Source organism: Streptomyces sp. RKAG290, from assembly GCF_023701695.1.
Taxonomy (GTDB): domain Bacteria; phylum Actinomycetota; class Actinomycetes; order Streptomycetales; family Streptomycetaceae; genus Streptomyces.
This window is the reverse complement of the sequence record NZ_JAJOZC010000001.1, coordinates 7,033,557-7,050,319: the sequence shown is the minus strand read 5'-3', so window position 1 is coordinate 7,050,319 and position 16,763 is coordinate 7,033,557. Positions and strand designations below refer to the sequence as shown.

General features: G+C 72.4%; 13 protein-coding genes and 1 pseudogene. 6 read left to right on the top strand and 8 right to left on the bottom strand.

Annotation, left to right across the window (positions count from 1 at the left end; all coding sequences use genetic code 11):
- Window positions 1–98: 98 nt before the first annotated feature.
- Window positions 99–1,028: an SDR family oxidoreductase gene (locus tag LNW71_RS31175; RefSeq protein WP_250971243.1), complete on the bottom strand. Its 930-nt coding sequence runs from the start codon at window positions 1,026–1,028 to the stop codon at window positions 99–101.
- Between the two features lie 148 nt (window positions 1,029–1,176).
- On the opposite strand from LNW71_RS31175, the gene LNW71_RS31170 reads away from it, so the two are divergent.
- Window positions 1,177–1,743 (top strand): TetR/AcrR family transcriptional regulator, encoded by a 567-nt coding sequence (locus LNW71_RS31170; protein WP_250971242.1) that lies wholly within the window; start codon window positions 1,177–1,179, stop codon window positions 1,741–1,743.
- Between the two features lie 136 nt (window positions 1,744–1,879).
- Here LNW71_RS31170 and LNW71_RS31165 read toward each other — a convergent pair whose 3' ends face one another.
- From LNW71_RS31165 to lnt, 4 genes are all read right to left on the bottom strand, one after another.
- Window positions 1,880–4,489, bottom strand: a complete 2,610-nt coding sequence (locus LNW71_RS31165; RefSeq protein WP_250971241.1) for an alpha-L-rhamnosidase C-terminal domain-containing protein — start codon at window positions 4,487–4,489, stop codon at window positions 1,880–1,882.
- Between the two features lie 138 nt (window positions 4,490–4,627).
- On the bottom strand, window positions 4,628–6,520 hold the full coding sequence (locus tag LNW71_RS31160) for a serine/threonine-protein kinase (RefSeq protein ID WP_250971240.1): 1,893 nt from the start codon (window positions 6,518–6,520) through the stop codon (window positions 4,628–4,630).
- A 167-nt stretch (window positions 6,521–6,687) separates the two neighbouring features.
- Complete coding sequence (locus LNW71_RS31155) at window positions 6,688–7,167, bottom strand: NUDIX domain-containing protein (protein ID WP_250971239.1); 480 nt, start codon at window positions 7,165–7,167, stop codon at window positions 6,688–6,690.
- 30 nt (window positions 7,168–7,197) lie between these two features.
- Entirely contained in the window at window positions 7,198–8,793 is a 1,596-nt protein-coding gene (gene lnt, locus LNW71_RS31150; protein ID WP_250971238.1) for an apolipoprotein N-acyltransferase, read from the bottom strand.
- 194 nt (window positions 8,794–8,987) lie between these two features.
- On the opposite strand from lnt, the gene LNW71_RS31145 reads away from it, so the two are divergent.
- Complete coding sequence (locus LNW71_RS31145; protein ID WP_250971237.1) at window positions 8,988–10,115, top strand: O-antigen ligase family protein; 1,128 nt, start codon at window positions 8,988–8,990, stop codon at window positions 10,113–10,115.
- A gap of 261 nt (window positions 10,116–10,376) precedes the next feature.
- On the opposite strand, the gene LNW71_RS31140 is transcribed toward LNW71_RS31145, so the two are convergent.
- Both LNW71_RS31140 and LNW71_RS31135 read right to left on the bottom strand, forming a co-directional pair.
- Entirely contained in the window at window positions 10,377–10,940 is a 564-nt protein-coding gene (locus LNW71_RS31140; RefSeq protein WP_250971236.1) for a hypothetical protein, read from the bottom strand.
- A 68-nt stretch (window positions 10,941–11,008) separates the two neighbouring features.
- Window positions 11,009–11,792: pseudogene (locus LNW71_RS31135) on the bottom strand (glutamate racemase).
- A 58-nt stretch (window positions 11,793–11,850) separates the two neighbouring features.
- Between LNW71_RS31135 and LNW71_RS31130 the strand changes: the two are divergent.
- Window positions 11,851–13,023 (top strand): glycosyltransferase, encoded by a 1,173-nt coding sequence (locus LNW71_RS31130; RefSeq protein WP_250971235.1) that lies wholly within the window; start codon window positions 11,851–11,853, stop codon window positions 13,021–13,023.
- 10 nt (window positions 13,024–13,033) lie between these two features.
- Here LNW71_RS31130 and LNW71_RS31125 read toward each other — a convergent pair whose 3' ends face one another.
- Window positions 13,034–14,380: a TerD family protein gene (locus LNW71_RS31125; protein ID WP_285802229.1), complete on the bottom strand. Its 1,347-nt coding sequence runs from the start codon at window positions 14,378–14,380 to the stop codon at window positions 13,034–13,036.
- Window positions 14,381–14,637: 257 nt separating this feature from the next.
- Here LNW71_RS31125 and LNW71_RS31120 point away from each other — a divergent pair, with 257 nt between their 5' ends.
- The 3 genes from LNW71_RS31120 to LNW71_RS31110 all read left to right on the top strand — a co-directional run bounded on the left by LNW71_RS31120 (window position 14,638) and on the right by LNW71_RS31110 (window position 16,745).
- Window positions 14,638–15,102, top strand: a complete 465-nt coding sequence (locus LNW71_RS31120; RefSeq protein ID WP_250971233.1) for a DUF6643 family protein — start codon at window positions 14,638–14,640, stop codon at window positions 15,100–15,102.
- A gap of 76 nt (window positions 15,103–15,178) precedes the next feature.
- Window positions 15,179–16,003: an MOSC N-terminal beta barrel domain-containing protein gene (locus LNW71_RS31115; RefSeq protein WP_250971232.1), complete on the top strand. Its 825-nt coding sequence runs from the start codon at window positions 15,179–15,181 to the stop codon at window positions 16,001–16,003.
- Window positions 16,004–16,163: 160 nt separating this feature from the next.
- Window positions 16,164–16,745 carry a hypothetical protein gene (locus LNW71_RS31110; protein ID WP_308294531.1) on the top strand — a complete coding sequence of 194 codons (582 nt, stop codon included), beginning with the start codon at window positions 16,164–16,166 and terminating at the stop codon, window positions 16,743–16,745.
- Window positions 16,746–16,763: the final 18 nt, after the last annotated feature.

Below are 16,763 nucleotides of genomic sequence, written 5' to 3'. Positions count from 1 at the left end.
GAGAAGAGCGGCGTCGATCAGCATGACCACGGCCGTGGCGAAAGTGAATGCCGAAGGCGACCGGCCCGGTCCCGCCACGCCGCGCCCGGGTCAGCACGTCATGCGGACGGGGTCCGGAAGTAGTGCCCCTCGTCCAGGTCCGCCAGGAGCCCCTGTTCGGCCGGCTGCCACCCGAGCTGCTCGCGGGTGAGCTCGCTGGTCGTCGGGCTGTCCAGAGCCAGGATGCCACCCAGCCAGCCGAAGTGCTCGCCCGCGTCCTCGGCGTCGACGGAGACCACGGGGAGTTCGAGGTGGCGTCCGATGACTTCGGCGACGGAGCGGATCGCCACACCTTCGTCGGCGACCGCGTGCAGCGTCGACCCCGCGGGGGCCTTCTCCAGCGCCAGGCAGATGAGCCGCGCGGCGTCGAGCCGGGCCGCGGCGGGCCAGCGCTGCGAACCGTCACCGACATAGCCGGATACGCCCTTGTCGCGCGCGATGCCGACCAGGGCCGCCATGAAGCCGTGGTCCCCGTCGCCGTGCACCGTCGGAGGAAGCCGCACGACGGACGAGCGGATGCCTCGGGACGCGAAGGAGACGGTCAACTGCGCATTGGCCAGCCGGGCCTGCGCGCCCTCGAACGGCACCGCGGCCTCCGCGCTCTGTCCGTCCCGCTCGGTAGCGACCCGGCCCGGAGCGATGCCGAGCGTGCCGGAGGCGATGACGAACGGCCGGCCGGAACCGGCCAGTGCCTCGCCGAACACCTCGATGGCGCGGCGGTCCGCGTCGGCAGCGCCCTGGAAGTCCCCCGAGAAGGCGATGTCGTGCTTGAACGCGAGGTGAATGACCCCGTCCGAAGCGGCCGCCCCCTTCCGCAGGCCGTCGAGATCGTCCAGGGCGCCCCGCTGCACCTCGGCCCCCGCCGCGACGAGCGCAGCCGCCGAGGCGTCCGAGCGGGCCAGCCCGACAACTTCGTGACCTGCGCCGATGAGCTGGGGAACTACGGCGGAACCGATCCAGCCCGTTGCACCAGTGATGAATACACGCATGAGAAACCTCCGGTATGTCGACCGCTGCATGCCGGCCGCTGCCTACCGACCGTCCACGCCACGGCAAGCGCGACAGGACCACCGATGTCAGCGACTGCCATCAGCCTACATCTGATGCCAGTCACTGTCATCACATAGAATCGCCGCCATGAGTCGATGGGAGCCGAACGCGCGCGGCAGGCTGGAACAGGCCGCGATGGACCTCTACAGCGAGCGCGGGTACGAGCAGACCACCGTGACCGAGATCGCCAGGCGGGCAGGGCTCACGGAGCGCACGTTCTTCCGGCACTTCGCCGACAAGCGCGAGGTCCTCTTCGCGGGCTCGGCCTCGCTGCAGGACCTCTTCGTGTCCACGCTCACCGGCGCGCCCGAGTCCGCGGTTCCGATCGACGCGGTGGCCGCCGCCCTCGACGCCGCAGCGGCCGTGTTCCAGGAGCGCTACGAGTACGCCCGGCAGCGCCAGCAGATCATCGCCGCAAACGCCGAGCTGCAGGAACGCGAGCTGATCAAGCTCGCAAAGCTGTCCGGGGCGCTCGCCGACGCACTGCGTCGGCGCGGCGTCGCAGACCCCGCCGCGAGTCTGGCAGCCGAGGCGGGCATTGCCGTCTTCAAGATCGCGTTCGAACGGTGGATCAGCGGTACCGGCCGGCAGGACATGTCACTGCTCATCCGGGAGTCCCTCGACGAACTCAAAGCCGTGACCGCGGCGAAGTAGGACCCGCCACGGACTCCGGGCAGCCGCGGCCCGGCCGCCAGGCCGTGGGCAGGAGTAGGCACGACCCGGGTGCCGGTCTCCGCATCCGGTCTCACGCATGCGGGGTCCCGTTCCGGCGACGGGACCCCGGAGCGCCTCAGCGCTCGCGTACGAGGGTGAGGTGATGCGTGCCGTGGGTGAGACCGGTGACCGTCACGCGTCGCGTGTCACCGTGCACGCCGGTGCCGTACGCCCGGCCGCCCTTCCACAACGTCCGCGGCCCCGAGCGCACCGTGACGCTCCGGCCCTCCGTGGGCAGCGCCACCGAGCCGCGCGAACCCCGCGGGACCCGCACCGTCAGGGTGAAGGTCGCACCGTCCTGGTCCCACTCCACACCCAGCGGACCGTGCGGCGTGGGGAGCTGGCCCTGCGCCCAGCGGACCTGGCCGGGGTTCGGCCGCACCTCCCAGGTGGCGTAACCGGGTGACGTCGGCTTCGCGCCCAGCAGTTGGTGGGTGAGTGCGGGCAGCACTCCCGTCGACCATCCGTGCGCCATGCTCGTGAAGCCCTGTTCGTAGGCCGAGCCGTTCGGGCCGATGCCCTCCCACTGCGTGATGCCGGGGTCGTGGCTGTCCATCCAGCCGTAGGTCCGCCTGATCTGGTCGATCGCCGAGTCCGGCCGGCCGGTCTCGAAGCGGGCCACCAGCTCCGGGTAGGACGTGAAGGCGTACACCCGCTGGGAGGCGCCGCCGAACAGCGTGTCGTTGTCCATGAAGGCGTTGCCGTACCTGAGCTTCGTCGTCGAGTCGAGGTGGGCCAGCGCCGAGGCCGCGCGCTCCGCGTCTGCGACGCCCGCGGTGATGGCGATGGCGTTGCCGTCCTGGGCGTGCCTCACCGGGCCGGTGGCGGAGTCCAGATAGGCACCCGCCGCCGGGTCCCAGAGGTGGTCGTTGATGGCCACGGCCACCTTGTCCGCCCGTTCCGACCAGCGCTTCGCGTCGGAGTCGTGGCCCAGGACGCCGGCGATGCGAGCCGCGTCGCGCAGCGCCTGTACGTAGTTGGCGTTGTAGTAGGTGATGCGGCCGGTGCGGCCGAGGAACGCGTAGTCGCCGTAGTCCGACGTGCCGTTCAGCCCCTTGCTGAGCAGCCCCGCGTCGTCCGTCACGCTCGGGTACCAGGTGTCGAGCACCTTCACCAGCTGCGGGTAGTAGCGCGCGGCGTAGTCCTGGTCGCCGGTGTACAGCACGTAGTCCCAGCTGCACGTCACCCACCAGAGCGGATAGTCGAACAGCGGGAGGGTGTAGTTGTTGATGGACGCCGGGGGGATCCAGCCGTCGTCCCGCTGGTGGTCGGCGAGGTCGGCCAGTACATTGCGCGCCGCCTCTGCCGCGTCGTCGTGCGTGAGGTAGAGGGTCCGCCCCGCCACCGCCACGTCCCCCACATACGGGTCCCGGTCCCGCTTGGGGCCGTCGTGCAGGACCAGCTTGCCGTCCAGTGACGGGCTGTAGGCGTTGCGCGGGTCCACGTCGTCCCGGCGGAAGGTGTCGACGACCAGTTCGTTGGTGTATGAGGCTCCGTACCAGTAGCGGTTCAGCTCCTCGTCGGAGCACAGGAACCAGCCGCGGTAGGACTCCGGTGTGCCGAGGTAGGCGGTGAAGTCCAACGCCACGGCGTCGACGGCCACTTCACCCCAGGGCTGGGCGGCCGGCGCGTCCGACGGCAGCGCGTCCAGCGTGATCTTCAGGTAGCGGAAGCCGTGCAGCCCGTCGGCGTACACCTTGTCGTCGCCCGAGCCGAAGCCCTTGGTGTCCGTCCACTTGGCACCACCGGCGGGCACGGCGTACTGGTCGGTGCCGTGGCCCGCACCCCCGGCCTGGTCGCTGCGGGTGAAGTCGGAGCGCTCGGTCAGGTACTGGAGCGTCTCGGAGAACGCCAGACGCACGCCGGGACTGTTGTCGGAGGCCCAGGCGAAATCCACCTTCGGGTAGCCCACGACGACCTTGCCGAAGTCGAGGGTCACACTGGGAGCGACCGGCGGAACCACCGCGTCCGGCCAGACCTCGTTGACGCGGGTGAACCCGCCCTGTCCGGCGTCCTGATCGGCCGTGACGACGATACGCACCCGGTCCGTCGAGACCGGCGCGTCGAAGCGCACGGCACGCTGTACGTCGGTGTTGCCGGTGACCTTGCCGACGGTCCGCCAGGCTTCGTTCGCCCATGACTCCACGGTGAAGTCGGCGGGCACGCCGTCGGTGTTGGACACCACCGTCACACCGGGCAGTTGCTGCTCCCCGGGCAGGCTGATGGTCAGGGTGTCGGGGAAGGCACCCTCGGTGTCGTCGTTCCAGAAGGTGTCCGGGTCGCCGTCGATCGTGTGCTCCGCGGTGTATGTACGCGGCCGGCCGTCGCTGCCGTTGTTGCCCGCATGCGTGGACGAGGCCTCGGCCTTGGTGCCCTGCGGCCAGCGGGGAGCGGCGGGCGGCTGCGCGCGCCGCAGGACGGTGACCTGACCGCCGGGCGTCAGCAGCGCATCGGGCCTGGACACGTCCCCCGCCGAGCGCACTGTCCGCACCGGCCGCACGGTCCGGTCCGACGGCCCCTGGACGTAGCGGTGCCATGAGGTCCCGCGCGACGGCGCGGCATCGGCGGCGGCCGTACCCGCGGCGACGAGCGGCAGTCCGGCCGCGAGCGACGCCGCGCCGCCGACACCCACTTCGAGCACGGTGCGCCGCGTCGGACCCGGCCTCTTGTTGCCCTCACTCGTCACGTCTCGGCGTCCTTCCGTAGGCGCGCATCGCTGGGAAACGCGCGCATGAATCGTTTCAATCCCAAACGTCACGGTGACGGTATACGAGGCGGGCGGGGCCCGTACAGGGTTGCGGAGGGATCCTGCGCCGGCGAGATCTCAGGCGTGGAAGCCGTTGCAGACGACGGATGTGTACTTCGTGGGCCCGCCCTCGACGTGGTAGATCACCACGGTCCAGTCCCCTCGGTCCTCCCCCACCGGGACGGCATCGAGGGCCCGTTCGCCGAAGTGGGCCCGGAAGTCCTCGGGGTACCTGAGCTTGACGGTTCCGCCGGAGGCCCACCGGGAGTAGAGGTCGACGGGCTTGCTGGTGAAGCCGATGCCCTTGGCGATCGCCCGCTGCGGCCGGCCGGTGACACGGTCGGTCTCGTGCGGGGGCCGGACGCCCACGGAGACGTAGTAGGGCGCGGGTCTCTTCCCCTTCCCGGCGTCCTTGGGGCGCAGCGACACCGAGGCGGTGTCCGAGCCGGTGGTGTGCGACACGGAGGACATCAGGCCCGTGGGAGGTGAGGAGGCGGCAAGGCTGTCCAGATCGCAGGAGCCGCTGCCCAGGGCGGCCTGCTCCGGGTCCTGCGAAAGGGTCCAACGATCCTGCGAGACACGGTCGTTCACGATGTGATCCGGGGGCCCGGCGACCCCCGCGTCCTTGGCTGCGGAGCGGGTCGCGGTCGGCTGACCGGACACGGTGGCCCCGGGTGCGGGTCCTGCGCCGGTGTCCGTGCCGTTCCCCTCCGGGAGCAGCCAGACCGTCAGCGGCACGGCGGCCGCGACGGCGCAGACCGCGAGCCAGGTCCGGCCCCGCGGCGCGCGGCCCGGACGCTGCCGCGGGTGCGGCCCGTCGTACGGGGTGGTGCCGGGTGGCTGGACGGGCCCGGTCGTCACCGGCCTCTGCGCCGGGTGGCCGGACAGCTCCTGATCTGCGGGCCGGGTCCGGTCACCGGTCTGCGGTGCGGGCACGGTCTCCGGCTCGGCGTACGCGTCCGTCGGCGTGCGGGACGTGGCAGATGTGCCGGACATGCGGGAGGTGGCAAGCGTGGCAGACGTCCCGGACGCGGCAGATGTGGCAGAGGCAGCGGAGGTGGCCGAAGTGGCAGATGCGTCGGACCTGCCGGACGGGCCCGTGGGAGCCGGTACGAGTTCGTCCTCCGCGCCGCGTACCAGTGCGAAGTAGTGCGCGTCCGACGCCAGCGGTGAGTCCACCGCACACAGGGCGATCACGGCGGCCGGCTCCGGCCGGTCCGCCGGATCCTTGGCGACACACCTCCGGATCAGCCCGGCCAGCTCCGGCCGCACTCCCGCCAGGTCGATGTCCTCGTACACGGTCCGGTAGCTGACGGCCGCCGCGTCGCCCGCGCCGTACGGGGGCCGGCCCGTCGCCGTGTAGGCGAGGGTCGCGCCCAGCGCGAAGACGTCTGCCGCCGGCCCCACCTCGTTGCGCAGGAGCACCTCGGGTGCCGCGAAGCCGGGCGTCCCCGACGCCATGCCTTCCCGGGTGAGGATCGTCTGTCCGAGCCCGCGGGCGATTCCGAAGTCGATCAGCTGCGGCCCCTGCGGAGAGAGGATGACGTTGTGCGGTTTCAGGTCCCGGTGCGTGACTCCGTGGACGTGGACCGCGGCGAGTCCCTCGGCGAGCGCGGCGAGCAGCCGCAGTGCGCTGTCCGGTGGGAAGGGGCCGTTCGCGGCCACGGCGCCGCGCAGCGTGGGCCCGGCCACGTACTCGGTGGCCAGCCAGTACGGAGACGTGTCCAGCGACGCCTCGATCAGCTGGGCGGTGTACGCGCTGCGCACGGTCTCGACGGTCGCGGCCTCGCGCCTGAAGCGGGCCAGTGCGTCGGGGTGATCACTGATCTCGTCGCGGATGACCTTCACGGCCACCAGCCGCCCCCCGGGGGACCGCCCGAGGTACACCTGTCCCATGCCGCCCGCGCCGAGGCGGGCGATGAGCTGGTAGGCGCCTATGCGCGCGGGGTCCTGAGGCCTCAGTGCGTCCACCGGCCCGACTGTGCCATATCCGCACTCGCGGCGGACCGGAGATCCGGCCGTACCGTCCGGCGTCAACGCATCTGCGCCGTAACCCGGTTGAGTACGCCACGGTGCCGCCGCGAGGTGCGTGACGGCCCGGACGGGTCAGGAAACGACGGCCCGCCCGGCCGTCACCATCACTGCGGGGTGGTGGTCTCGAACCAGGTGGGCCCGTCGGTCAGCGACTGCTTGATGCGGAAGAGCGCGAATTCGTCCAGCGGCGGCAGCGCGTCGACATGGAACCACGCCACCTCCAGCGACTCGTCGTCGTTCACGCGCGCCTCGCCGCCGGTGGCCCGGCAACGGAAGGTGACGTCCAGGAACTGGCAGTGGTCGCCGTTCTCGTACTGCGTGGGCGGCAGGGCCTGGGTGAGCACCACCCGCTCGGCCACGCAGTGCACGGCGGTCTCCTCGTACACCTCGCGCTCCGCCGTCGTCGCCGGCTGCTCCCCCGGCTCGGAGATACCCCCGATGATCGACCACTTGCCGGTGTCCGCACGCCGTCCGAGCAGGACTCTGCCTTCCTCGTCGAACACGACTGCGCTGACGCCGGGCAGCAGGAGCAACTGGTGACCCGCGGTGGCGCGGATCTCGCGGATGAAGTCAGGAATTGCCATGCGCCGACCCTACGTGGTGCGCCGACCTGGTCACCGGCCGCGGCGTGCGCGGACCGCCCTCGTCGTCACCCAGCCGAGGCCGACGACCGCGAGCAGGGCCAGCACCCCTTCGGGCAGCGGTCCCATCCGGGTCGCGGGGGTCAGCGAGGACCGCAGCGGAACCTCGTCCACGAGCGCGTCGGGCATGAACATCCTGGTCTTCTGGACGATCGTGCCGTCCGGGCGGATGACCGCGCTGACGCCGCTGGTGACCGGGACGACGACGGACCGGCTGTGCTCCACCGCGCGCACCCGCGACATCGCCAGTTGCTGGTAGGTCATCTCGCTCCGGCCGAAGGTGGCGTTGTTGCTGGGGACGGTGATGAGCTGGGCCCCGTGCTCGACCGTGTCCCGCGCGGCGTCGTCGAAGGCGGCCTCGTAGCAGGTGACGAGCCCGACCCGGGTGCCCGCCAGATCGAAGACACCGACCTTCTTGCCGGGTCCGAAGTCGCGCTGCACCCGGTCCACGTCCGAGCTGAAGATGCGCACGAAGGAGCGCATCGGCATGTACTCGCCGAACGGCTGGATGTGGCGCTTGTCGTACGTGGCCACGGGCCCCTTGTCCGGGTCCCACTGGATGAGGGTGTTGCGCAGCTTGCCGGTGTCGGGCTCGACGACCGCGCCGACCACGGTCGGCACTCCGATGGCCTTCACCGCGTCGTCGATCACGATCCTCGCGTCGGCGTTGCGGTAGGGGTCGAGGTCGGAGGAGTTCTCCGGCCACAGGACGAAGTCGGGCTGGGGCACCTTGCCCGCCTTCACGTCCCGGGCCAGTTGCAGCGTGCGGTTCGCGTGGTTGTCCAGGACGGCGCGGCGCTGGGAGTTGAAGTCGAGGCCGAGCCGCGGCACGTTGCCCTGGATCGCGGCGACGGTCGCGGTGCCGTCCTCGGCCGAGTCGTCCACCAGCGGCAGCGACGCGAGGGCGGCCGCCACCGGTACCAGGACGGCCGCCGCGGTCGCTGCCGCCGCCAGGCGGGGCAGTTCGCCCGTGGCCCGGCGGATGCGGAACCTGCGGACCGCCTCGAAGAGCCCGAAGCCGCACAGCACCACCGCGAAGGAGAGCAGCGGGGTGCCGCCCAGCGCCACCAGGGGCAGGAACACGCTGTCCGCCTGACCGAAGGCGATCTTGCCCCAGGGGAAGCCGCCGAACGGCACCCTCGCCCGTGCCGCCTCGTCCAGGGTCCAGACCGCGGCCGCCCACAGCGGCCAGCCGGCGAGCCGGGACACGGCGGAGATGCCGATGCAGCCCACCGCGATGAACAGCGCCTCCGCGACGGCCAGGGCCAGCCACGGCACCGGTCCGACCTCCTCGCCGGTCCAGTGCAGCAGCGGCAGCATGAAGCCGAGTCCGGCGAGCAGGCCGAGCCCGAACGCGGCGCGGAACCTGCGCTCGAACAGCACCCAGCCGAGCAGCGCGAACCCGGGCAGAACCAGCCACCACAGCGGCCGGGGCGGGAAGCTCGCGTAGAGCATCACCCCGGAGAGCAGGGCTGCGCAGGGGCGTGCGAGACGAGGCAGCAGACGCCTGGCTCGCGGGGCGGAGGCGGGCTGCTGCGGGTCGCCGACCGGGGCGATGGTGGTGCTCACCAGGCGGAGTCTACGGTGGCGGCCTGTGTGACCGGCAGTCCCGTCGTGGTTGCGGAACCCGCACCGCCGGATCGTTTCTTCGCATCTCCCGCGCGCGTGCCCGCCACGGCCGTTAGCCTGTGCGCCAGTCCCCCGCCGACCGGCCGTGTCCGGCAGTCGCGAACGGGACGGTCACAGGCCGGGGGACGGACGTGATGACTGCATCCGCAGAGCGGGGGCGAGAGGGCGGCAACGCGTCCGATGCTGCCGGGGCCCTGATTCTCGCCGCCTGCGCGACCTGGTCCCTGATCAGCGCGGCGGGGCGGGAAACCCGGCCTGAGGGGGTTTTGCTGGCACTCCTGGCAGTCGCGGCGGGCTTCGCCTGCGGGCGCGTCTGCGGCACGCTGCTGCCGGTCGCGACGGCGACCGTCGCCGCGCTGGCCGCCCTTGTCATGGCTGTCGTCTGGCGACACGGCGTGCCCGGCGCCACGGCCACGGTGGACACCGCGCCGGGCTACACCGGTGCGGCCGCCGCGCTGCTGGTGCTCGCGGCCGGATCGGCCTGCTGCGCGGCGGCTGCTGCCCGGCGGGACTCGCTGCGGTTCGCGCTACGGCTGCTGGCCCTTGGGGCGGCCTGCGCCTCGCTCGGGCTCGGCTCGGCGGCGGGGTGTGCGGCGGCGCTCGGGGTCCTGCTGTGTTCGGTTGCCGCGGCCGGCATGCGGCGCCGGCTGCTCGGGCTGGCCGGGCTCGCGCTGGCCACCGGTCTGGTGGTCGGCCTCTCGTGGGCGGTGGCCGAGGACGTACTGCCCCCTGGGCTCACGGCCTCGCTCGAGGGGCAGCTCACCTCGAACCGGGTTCGGCTCTGGCAGGACGCGGCGCATCTGGCCGGGCAGCATCCGGTGCGGGGCATCGGACCCGACCGCTTCGACGAGCTGAGCCCCACCGCACAGCAGACCCTCCGCTCCGACGGCAAGCCGCACTCGGCGGCGCTGCAACAGGCGGCCGAACAGGGGGTGGTGGGGGTGCTGCTGCTCGCGGCCGCGTTCGGCTGGCTGCTGTACGCGCTGTGGCGCTCGCCGTGCAGCACCCCGGTCGCCCTGACGGCCGCGGCCGCGCTGACCGCGCTCGCGGCGCTGGCCGGCGTCGGCAACGCGCTGAGCTTCACACCCGTGACGGCAGGGGCCGGCCTGCTCGCCGGACTGGCGTCCGCCAGGCGGCCGATCGGGGACGGCGGGGCAGCCGGCGACGTCGGTACGCGACGGGTGGCGCGGGACGGGGACGGGGACGGGGCCGGGGCCGGTGTCCACGGGAACGGTCAACGGGCGAACCGCTCCGGGACGTGAGACCGGTACGTGAGGCCCGGCCAGAGCCGGTACGTGAGCCCGGCCAGGGCCAGTACGTGAGGCCCGGCCAGGGCCAGTACGTGAGGCCCGGCCGCGGCCGGGCGCCTCGGCACGGGGGGTGCCGGAGCCGGCGCTGCGGGCCGGGGTCCTCGGGAAGGGGCAAGGAGCGAACCGCTCCGGACCATGAGGCCGTGAAGCCGCTGCGAGTGGCCGGGGCGCCTCGCGACGGCGGGTGGCGGAGCTGCGGGGACGGCGGTGGGCTCAGGCCCCGGCCGGTGCGCCGGTGGCCGGCAGGTGCAGACGGTCGCGGATGAACCGGACGCCCGCCTCGGCGTCGTCCACCGTGACCGTGAAGGTCCTGCCGTCCCCGAGGCTGAGCACCAGGCCCTCGCCCCGGCGGACGACCACAGCCGTGCCCTGCTCCGGGCGCCAGCGGTAGCCCCACCCGCCCCATTGGCGCGGTGTGACCCGGGGAGCGAATTCCGCGCCCACCACATGGGTGAGCAGGATCCGGCGGCGTGGCAGCCCCATGTGGCCGCAGCGCACTTCGAGGGCGTCCCCGTCGACCCGGACGGCCACGTTCACGAAGGCGAGGGTGCCGAACAGCATCAGCAGTCCGGCCGCCATGCAGCCGATCACCGACATCAGCAGCGGGGCGATGCCGGAGGCCCAGTTGGAGCTGACGGCGAGCTGGATGCCGAGTGCCAGACACGCGGCGCCGGCGGCGGCGAGCACCCACTGGGTCCGATTGGTGGCCCGGCCGGTCCAGACCGCGGGGCGGACGTCGGCTCCGGTGTGCCTCGGTTCTCGGGGATGGTCCCTCATGCCAAGCAGCGTACTGAAGAAACCGCGCGGGGGACGGGTCCGACCGCGCCCTCAGGGTGGTCCGGCGGTCAGCGGGCGGGGCTGACCGCCGTGAGCCGACGCCCTTCGGGTAGGCCAGAGCGGCTTCGGGCATGTCGGACACGCGGCCGCCGAGGAGCACGGCAAGCCCGGTGCCGGGTTCGGCCGACGGAGCGGGTACCGCCCCGATCCGGCGCAGCGCCTGAGCCGCGACGGCCCCGGCGGAGCCGTGCAGGATCACGGGGGGCCGGCCGGGCTGCTGCACGGCGCTGCGGATGCGCTCGGCGACCAGCTCGTAGTGGGTGCAGCCCAGCACGACGGCCTGGACGTCGGCCGGGGTCAGCGCGGCGGCTGCGGCGAGGGCCCGGTCGATCCCGTCCTCGTCCGCGTACTGCACGGCGTCGGCGAGACCCGGACAGGGGACCTCGGTGACGGCCGCGGACCCGGCGAAGTCCCTGATGAGTCCGCGCTGGTACGGGCTGCCGGTGGTCGCCGGGGTGGCCCAGATCGCGACCGGGCCGCCGGCGGCGGCGGCCGGCTTGATCGCGGGGACGGTGCCGATGACCGGCAGGGCGGGTTCGAGCGCGGCCCGCAGCGCCGCCAGCGCGTGCACCGAAGCGGTGTTGCAGGCGACGATCAGGGCATCGGGCCGGTGGGCGGCCGCGGCGCGTGCCACCGCGAGGGCGTGCGTCGTCACGTCCTCGGGGTGCGGGGGCCCCAGGGCATGCTGTCGGGGTCCGAGGAGAGCACCAGATCGGCGTCGGGCCTCAGCCGGCGCACTGCGGCGGCGGCGGCGAGTAGGCCGATTCCGGAGTCCATGAGCGCGATCTTCACCCGGTCACCATAGTCGACCGCCCTTGCGGTCCCGGCTCAGTGGGGCAGACTTCGGCCAATGAGCGCCGTTGCCTGGATCGCCGTGGGTTCGCTTGCCACCTGGGTGTGGCTGCTGCTGGGACAGGGTTTCTTCTGGCGGACCGATCAGCGGCTGCCGGACCGAGCGGCCCCGTCCTACTGGCCGTCCGTCGCCATCGTCGTGCCCGCCCGTGACGAGGCCGACATGCTCCCGGTGAGTCTGCCGTCGCTGCTGGCGCAGGACTATCCGGGACCCGCCGAGATCTTCCTGGTCGACGACTGCAGCAAGGACGGCACCGGGGAGCTGGCCCGCGTGCTGTCCGTGCGGCACGGCGGGCTGCCGGTGACCGTGGTGTCGCCCGGGGAGCCCGAGCCCGGCTGGACGGGCAAGCTCTGGGCCGTGCGGCACGGGATCGCGCTGGCGCGGGCCCGGGAGCCGGAGTACCTCCTGCTCACGGATGCCGACATCGCGCACGAGCCGGACAGTCTGCGGGAGCTGGTGGCGGCCGCCGGGTCGGGCGGGTTCGATCTGGTCTCGCAGATGGCGCGGCTGCGGGTGGAGAGTGTCTGGGAGCGCCTCGTCGTGCCGGCGTTCGTGTACTTCTTCTCGCAGCTCTATCCGTTCCGGTGGGTGAACCGGACGGGTACCCGGACCGCGGCGGCCGCGGGCGGCTGTGTGCTGCTGCGCACCGAGGCCGCGGTACGGGCGCGGGTGCCGGAGTCGATCCGGCAGGCGGTGATCGACGATGTGTCGCTGGCCCGCGCGGTGCAGCGCAGCGGCGGCCGGATCTGGCTGGGGCTCGCGGAGCGGGTGGACAGTGTGCGGCCCTATCCCTGCCTGGGCGACCTGTGGCGGATGGTCTCGCGGAGCGCGTACGCCCAGTTGCGGCACAATCCGCTGGTGCTGCTCGGCACGGTGCTGGGGCTCGCCCTCATCTACCTCGCGCCGCCCGCGGCACTCGTCGCGGGACTGCTGGGCGGCGATCCGGTGGCGGCCTGGGCGGGGGGCATCGGCTGGGCGGTGATGGCCTGCACCTACATGCCGATGCTGGGGTACTACCGGCAGTCCCTGTGGCCGGCGCCGCTGCTGCCGTTCACCGCGCTGCTGTACCTCTTGATGACGGTCGATTCCGCCGTGCAGCACTACCGGGGCCGCGGTGCGGCCTGGAAGGGGCGTACGTACGCCCGTCCCGAGGCCGCACCCGAACAGTAGGCCGAACGCCTCACTTGCGGCCGGGGGTCCAGTTCATGCCCCAGCCGTAGGCCTGGTCGATGGTGCGCTGCGGGCTCACGCCGCGTTGCGGCACGAGATAGCGGGCCTCGCGCTGCACGGTGAGGTCGCCGCCGGTGCTGGTGAGGAGCGCGAGGGCGCAGACGGTGGAAGGGACGGTGCATTCGTCGAGCGAGAAGTCGATCGCGGCGCCGTGCTGCGGCTGGAGGGTGACGGTCGCGTGCAGATCGGCGAAACTCCGGGCACCTTCGTAGATCGTCACGAAGATCAGGATCCGGCGGATCCTGGTCTTCTCGTCGAGGTTGACGGTCAGGTTCTCGCCGGAGGCGACAGCGCCGGTCCGGTCGTCGCCGTCGAGGTGGATATAAGGCGGCTGTTGGAGGGCACCGAAGGCGTTTCCGAGCGCCTGCACCACTCCCTTGCGTCCGTCGGTGAGTTCGTAGAGGGCACAGAGATCAAGATCGAGATCCGCGTGGTTCGCGACGGCCCTGCCGAGTTTGCTGCCCCAGCCCTTGAACTGCTTGCGCACTTCCCAGTTGAGATTGACGCGCATGGATCCCGAGGTGCCGCCCTGCTTTGCGAGCGAGACGGACGGCGCCTCCTTGGTGAGTGTCACCTTGGTGAGCCGGACGGGCTGGGTGACGGGCGGCGCCGGGGGTGCGGGAGGCGGCGTCGGTGCGGCAGCCTCCGGCTGCGGGTACTGCGGCTGCGGTGGCGGCATGGGCGCCACCCGCGCTGCCGGTTGGGGTTGTTGGGGCTGCGGGGGCGTTTGGGTCTGCGGGGACACTTGCTGTTGCTGTGGCTCGTCGACGGAGATCCCGAAGTCCGTGGCGAGGCCTTCGAGGCCGGTGCCGTAGCCCTGGCCCACGGCCCGGAATTTCCAGGAGCCCTGGCGGCGGTAGAGCTCACCGAGGATGAACGCCGTCTCGACCGTGGCGTCGGCGCTGTCGAAGCGCGCCAGTTCGGAGCCGTTCGCCGCGTCCGTGACCCGCACGTACAGCCCTGTCACCCGGCCGAAGGTGCCGCCGTCCGCGGAGGCCGCCAGCACGACCCGGTCGACGGCCGGCTCCACCCGGGCCAGGTCGATGGCCAGGGTGTCGGTGGACGCGCCGCCGGTGGTCCGCTTGCCCTCGTGGCGTACCGCGCCCGATGCGTGGGCCGGCTGGTTGTAAAAGACGAAGTCCGCGTCGCTGCGCACCTTTCCCGACGTGAGGAGAAGGAGCGCCGAGGCGTCCACGTCCGGTGTGCCCGGGGCGGTATGCCACCCCAATTCGACGCGCACGGCCTGCGCCGCCACTGGAACATTGGTTCCTTTTAGCATGGTCATGATCGCCCCCATCGCGAGCCCGGCTGCCGAGACCTTTCCGGGTCAACCTAATGCCCGTTCCGCCGCCCGACCCAGAGCAGTGGCGGGACGGGCCCGTGCACCCGTCGGTAACCCCCCGTGAACTCGCCCTTTACACGATCCCTACGCCGTTGGGTGCCCTTTTTTTCCCAAGTTCGCTCGCATTGGCGAACCTGGTTCACTCACAACACGTAAAACAACCCTCTTATCGGGCTCCCCAATCAGCACATCGTGGGCTTAACTTAGGTGCCATGACCTCCCCCCGCTCCACCTACGGCGGCGGCTACTACGCCGCACCGTCGTTCCCCGACACTCCGATCTACGACTCCCTGGTCGCGGAGCGAGGCACCCCTCAGATCGCACCGATCCGAGTGCCTGCCGCCTACGACACCGGCAACAGCTATCTGCCGGCGCTCCCGTCGGCCCTGCCGGCTCTGCCCGCGGCGCCTTCCCAGCCCAATCCGTCGTACGGCTACCCGCAGCAGAACTACGCGCCGATGCAGTCGGCGCATCTGCAGCAGGCCCCGGCGCCGTACATCCCGCAGCAGCCGACCGCCGGCCGCGGCGGTTACCAGTCGCCGCCGCAGTACCAGCAGCAGCGTCCCGCGCCGGGCACCGGTTACGAGTCGATGCGTCCGGCGTCGCCGCGGCCCGCTCCCGCGCAGTCCCCGTACGAGGACCCGTACAACCGCCCGTACCAGGGCCGGGGGTACTAGGGGCCGCTGGGGCCAGGTCACTTGGAGGCAGGACCGCAGGCCGCGGGCTGTCCGGGGCGGCTGGCAAGATGTACGGATGCTCTCCGCAGTACTGAGTGCCGTACACATCCACCCGGTCAAATCGCTCGCGGCATGCGCAACCGACGAGGCCGCTGTCGAGCCATGGGGACTCGACGGCGATCGTCGCTGGATGCTGGTCGACGCCACCGGCACAGCTGTCACGCAACGCCAGCAGCCGCGCATGGCGCAGATCCACGCCGCGCCCCTGCCGGGTGGCGGCATCGGTCTGTCCGCGCCGGGGAGCGCGGCACTGACCGTGGAGGTCCCGGAGCCGGGGAACACGGTCGGCGTGGTGCTGCACGGAAGCCGCATCGAGGTGGTGGAGGCGGCGCACAGCGCCCACGTCTGGTTCAGCGAGCACCTCGGCGCGCAGGTCAGGCTGGTCCATCTCGACGCACCGGGCCGGCGCAGACCCATCGGCGCCCCGTACGGACGGCCGGGTGAGACCGTCAGTCTCGCCGACGGCTTTCCGCTGCTGCTCACTTCCGGCGCCTCGCTCGACGCACTGAACTCGCTCATCACCCGGGGCGACCACCCCGGCGACGGGCCGCTGCCGATGGACCGCTTCCGGCCCAGTGTCGTCGTGGACGGCACGGCGGCGTGGGCGGAGGACGGCTGGAGCCGGATCTCGATCGGCGACGTGCCCTTCCGCGTGGTCGAGCCCTGCGGCCGCTGCGTCATCACCACCATCGACCAGCGGACCGCGCGGCGGGGCAAGGAGCCGCTGCACACGCTCGCGCGCCACCGCCGCAGCGGTCGGCACCTTCTCTTCGGGCAGAATCTGATCCCGGACGCGGCGGGCCTCATCCGGGTCGGGGACCCCGTGCGGATCCTCGGTTGAACGGGCCCGCGGAGGCGGGAACTGACGCGGGCGGCCGGTGCGTTGGACAGGGTGAGGTGGCTCTCTCTTCATTGCTCCAGCGCGCGGACCGCACCGTATCGGGTTAAGACGGATACGGAAGGGGGTGCAGGACTGTGCGAGCGCTTACGGGAGTGTGGCGGTGGCGGCACAACCCCTGCGCCGCGCCACGGACCGGCGCGAGGCGTGGGTGGCGCTGGTCGCGTGTGTGCTGCTCGTGCTGGCGGCGCCGGCGATCGGCCTGTTCCTCGGCTCCCGCGCCGATGACGCCCTGCAGGAATCGGTACGGGCCCAGCAGGCCAGGAGCCATGTCACCACCGCCGTCGTGGTGCGCCAGGTGCCCGCGGCACGGCATCTCGTGGCCGACCCGGAGGTCTCCACGGACCGGGTGGCTCAGACCGCGGTGCTGGCCCGCTGGCGGGCCCCGGACGGCACGCCCCGCCGCGCCACGGTCACGACGTCCTCGCGCAACACGGCGCCCGGTGCCCGGGTGCGGATCTGGACCGACCGGGAGGGCCGTCCGTCACTGCGGCCCATGGACGCCCCCACGGCGCACACCCACGCCGCGCTGGCCGGGTTCGGCGGGGCGATGGTTGCGGCGCTGCTGATCGAGTGCGGACGGCGCCTGATCGTATGGCGCATGGTGCAGCGGCGGTACGACCGGCTCGACCGGGCATGGGCCAGGGCCGGACCGGACTGGGGCAGGACTGGCACCGGCACCTGAGGCTGTCCCGCGGCCCCC

What these genes read in the sequence shown, in the direction of transcription:
- LNW71_RS31125 (WP_285802229.1), bottom strand. Translation starts at nt 14,380, where the DNA reads ATGGGGGCGATCATGACCATGCTAAAAGGAACCAATGTTCCAGTGGCG.
- LNW71_RS31140 (WP_250971236.1), bottom strand. Translation starts at nt 10,940, where the DNA reads ATGAGGGACCATCCCCGAGAACCGAGGCACACCGGAGCCGACGTCCGC.
- LNW71_RS31175 (WP_250971243.1), bottom strand. Translation starts at nt 1,028, where the DNA reads ATGCGTGTATTCATCACTGGTGCAACGGGCTGGATCGGTTCCGCCGTA.
- LNW71_RS31155 (WP_250971239.1), bottom strand. Translation starts at nt 7,167, where the DNA reads ATGGCAATTCCTGACTTCATCCGCGAGATCCGCGCCACCGCGGGTCAC.
- LNW71_RS31120 (WP_250971233.1), top strand. Translation starts at nt 14,638, where the DNA reads ATGACCTCCCCCCGCTCCACCTACGGCGGCGGCTACTACGCCGCACCG.
- LNW71_RS31145 (WP_250971237.1), top strand. Translation starts at nt 8,988, where the DNA reads ATGACTGCATCCGCAGAGCGGGGGCGAGAGGGCGGCAACGCGTCCGAT.
- LNW71_RS31130 (WP_250971235.1), top strand. Translation starts at nt 11,851, where the DNA reads ATGAGCGCCGTTGCCTGGATCGCCGTGGGTTCGCTTGCCACCTGGGTG.
- LNW71_RS31170 (WP_250971242.1), top strand. Translation starts at nt 1,177, where the DNA reads ATGAGTCGATGGGAGCCGAACGCGCGCGGCAGGCTGGAACAGGCCGCG.
- LNW71_RS31115 (WP_250971232.1), top strand. Translation starts at nt 15,179, where the DNA reads ATGCTCTCCGCAGTACTGAGTGCCGTACACATCCACCCGGTCAAATCG.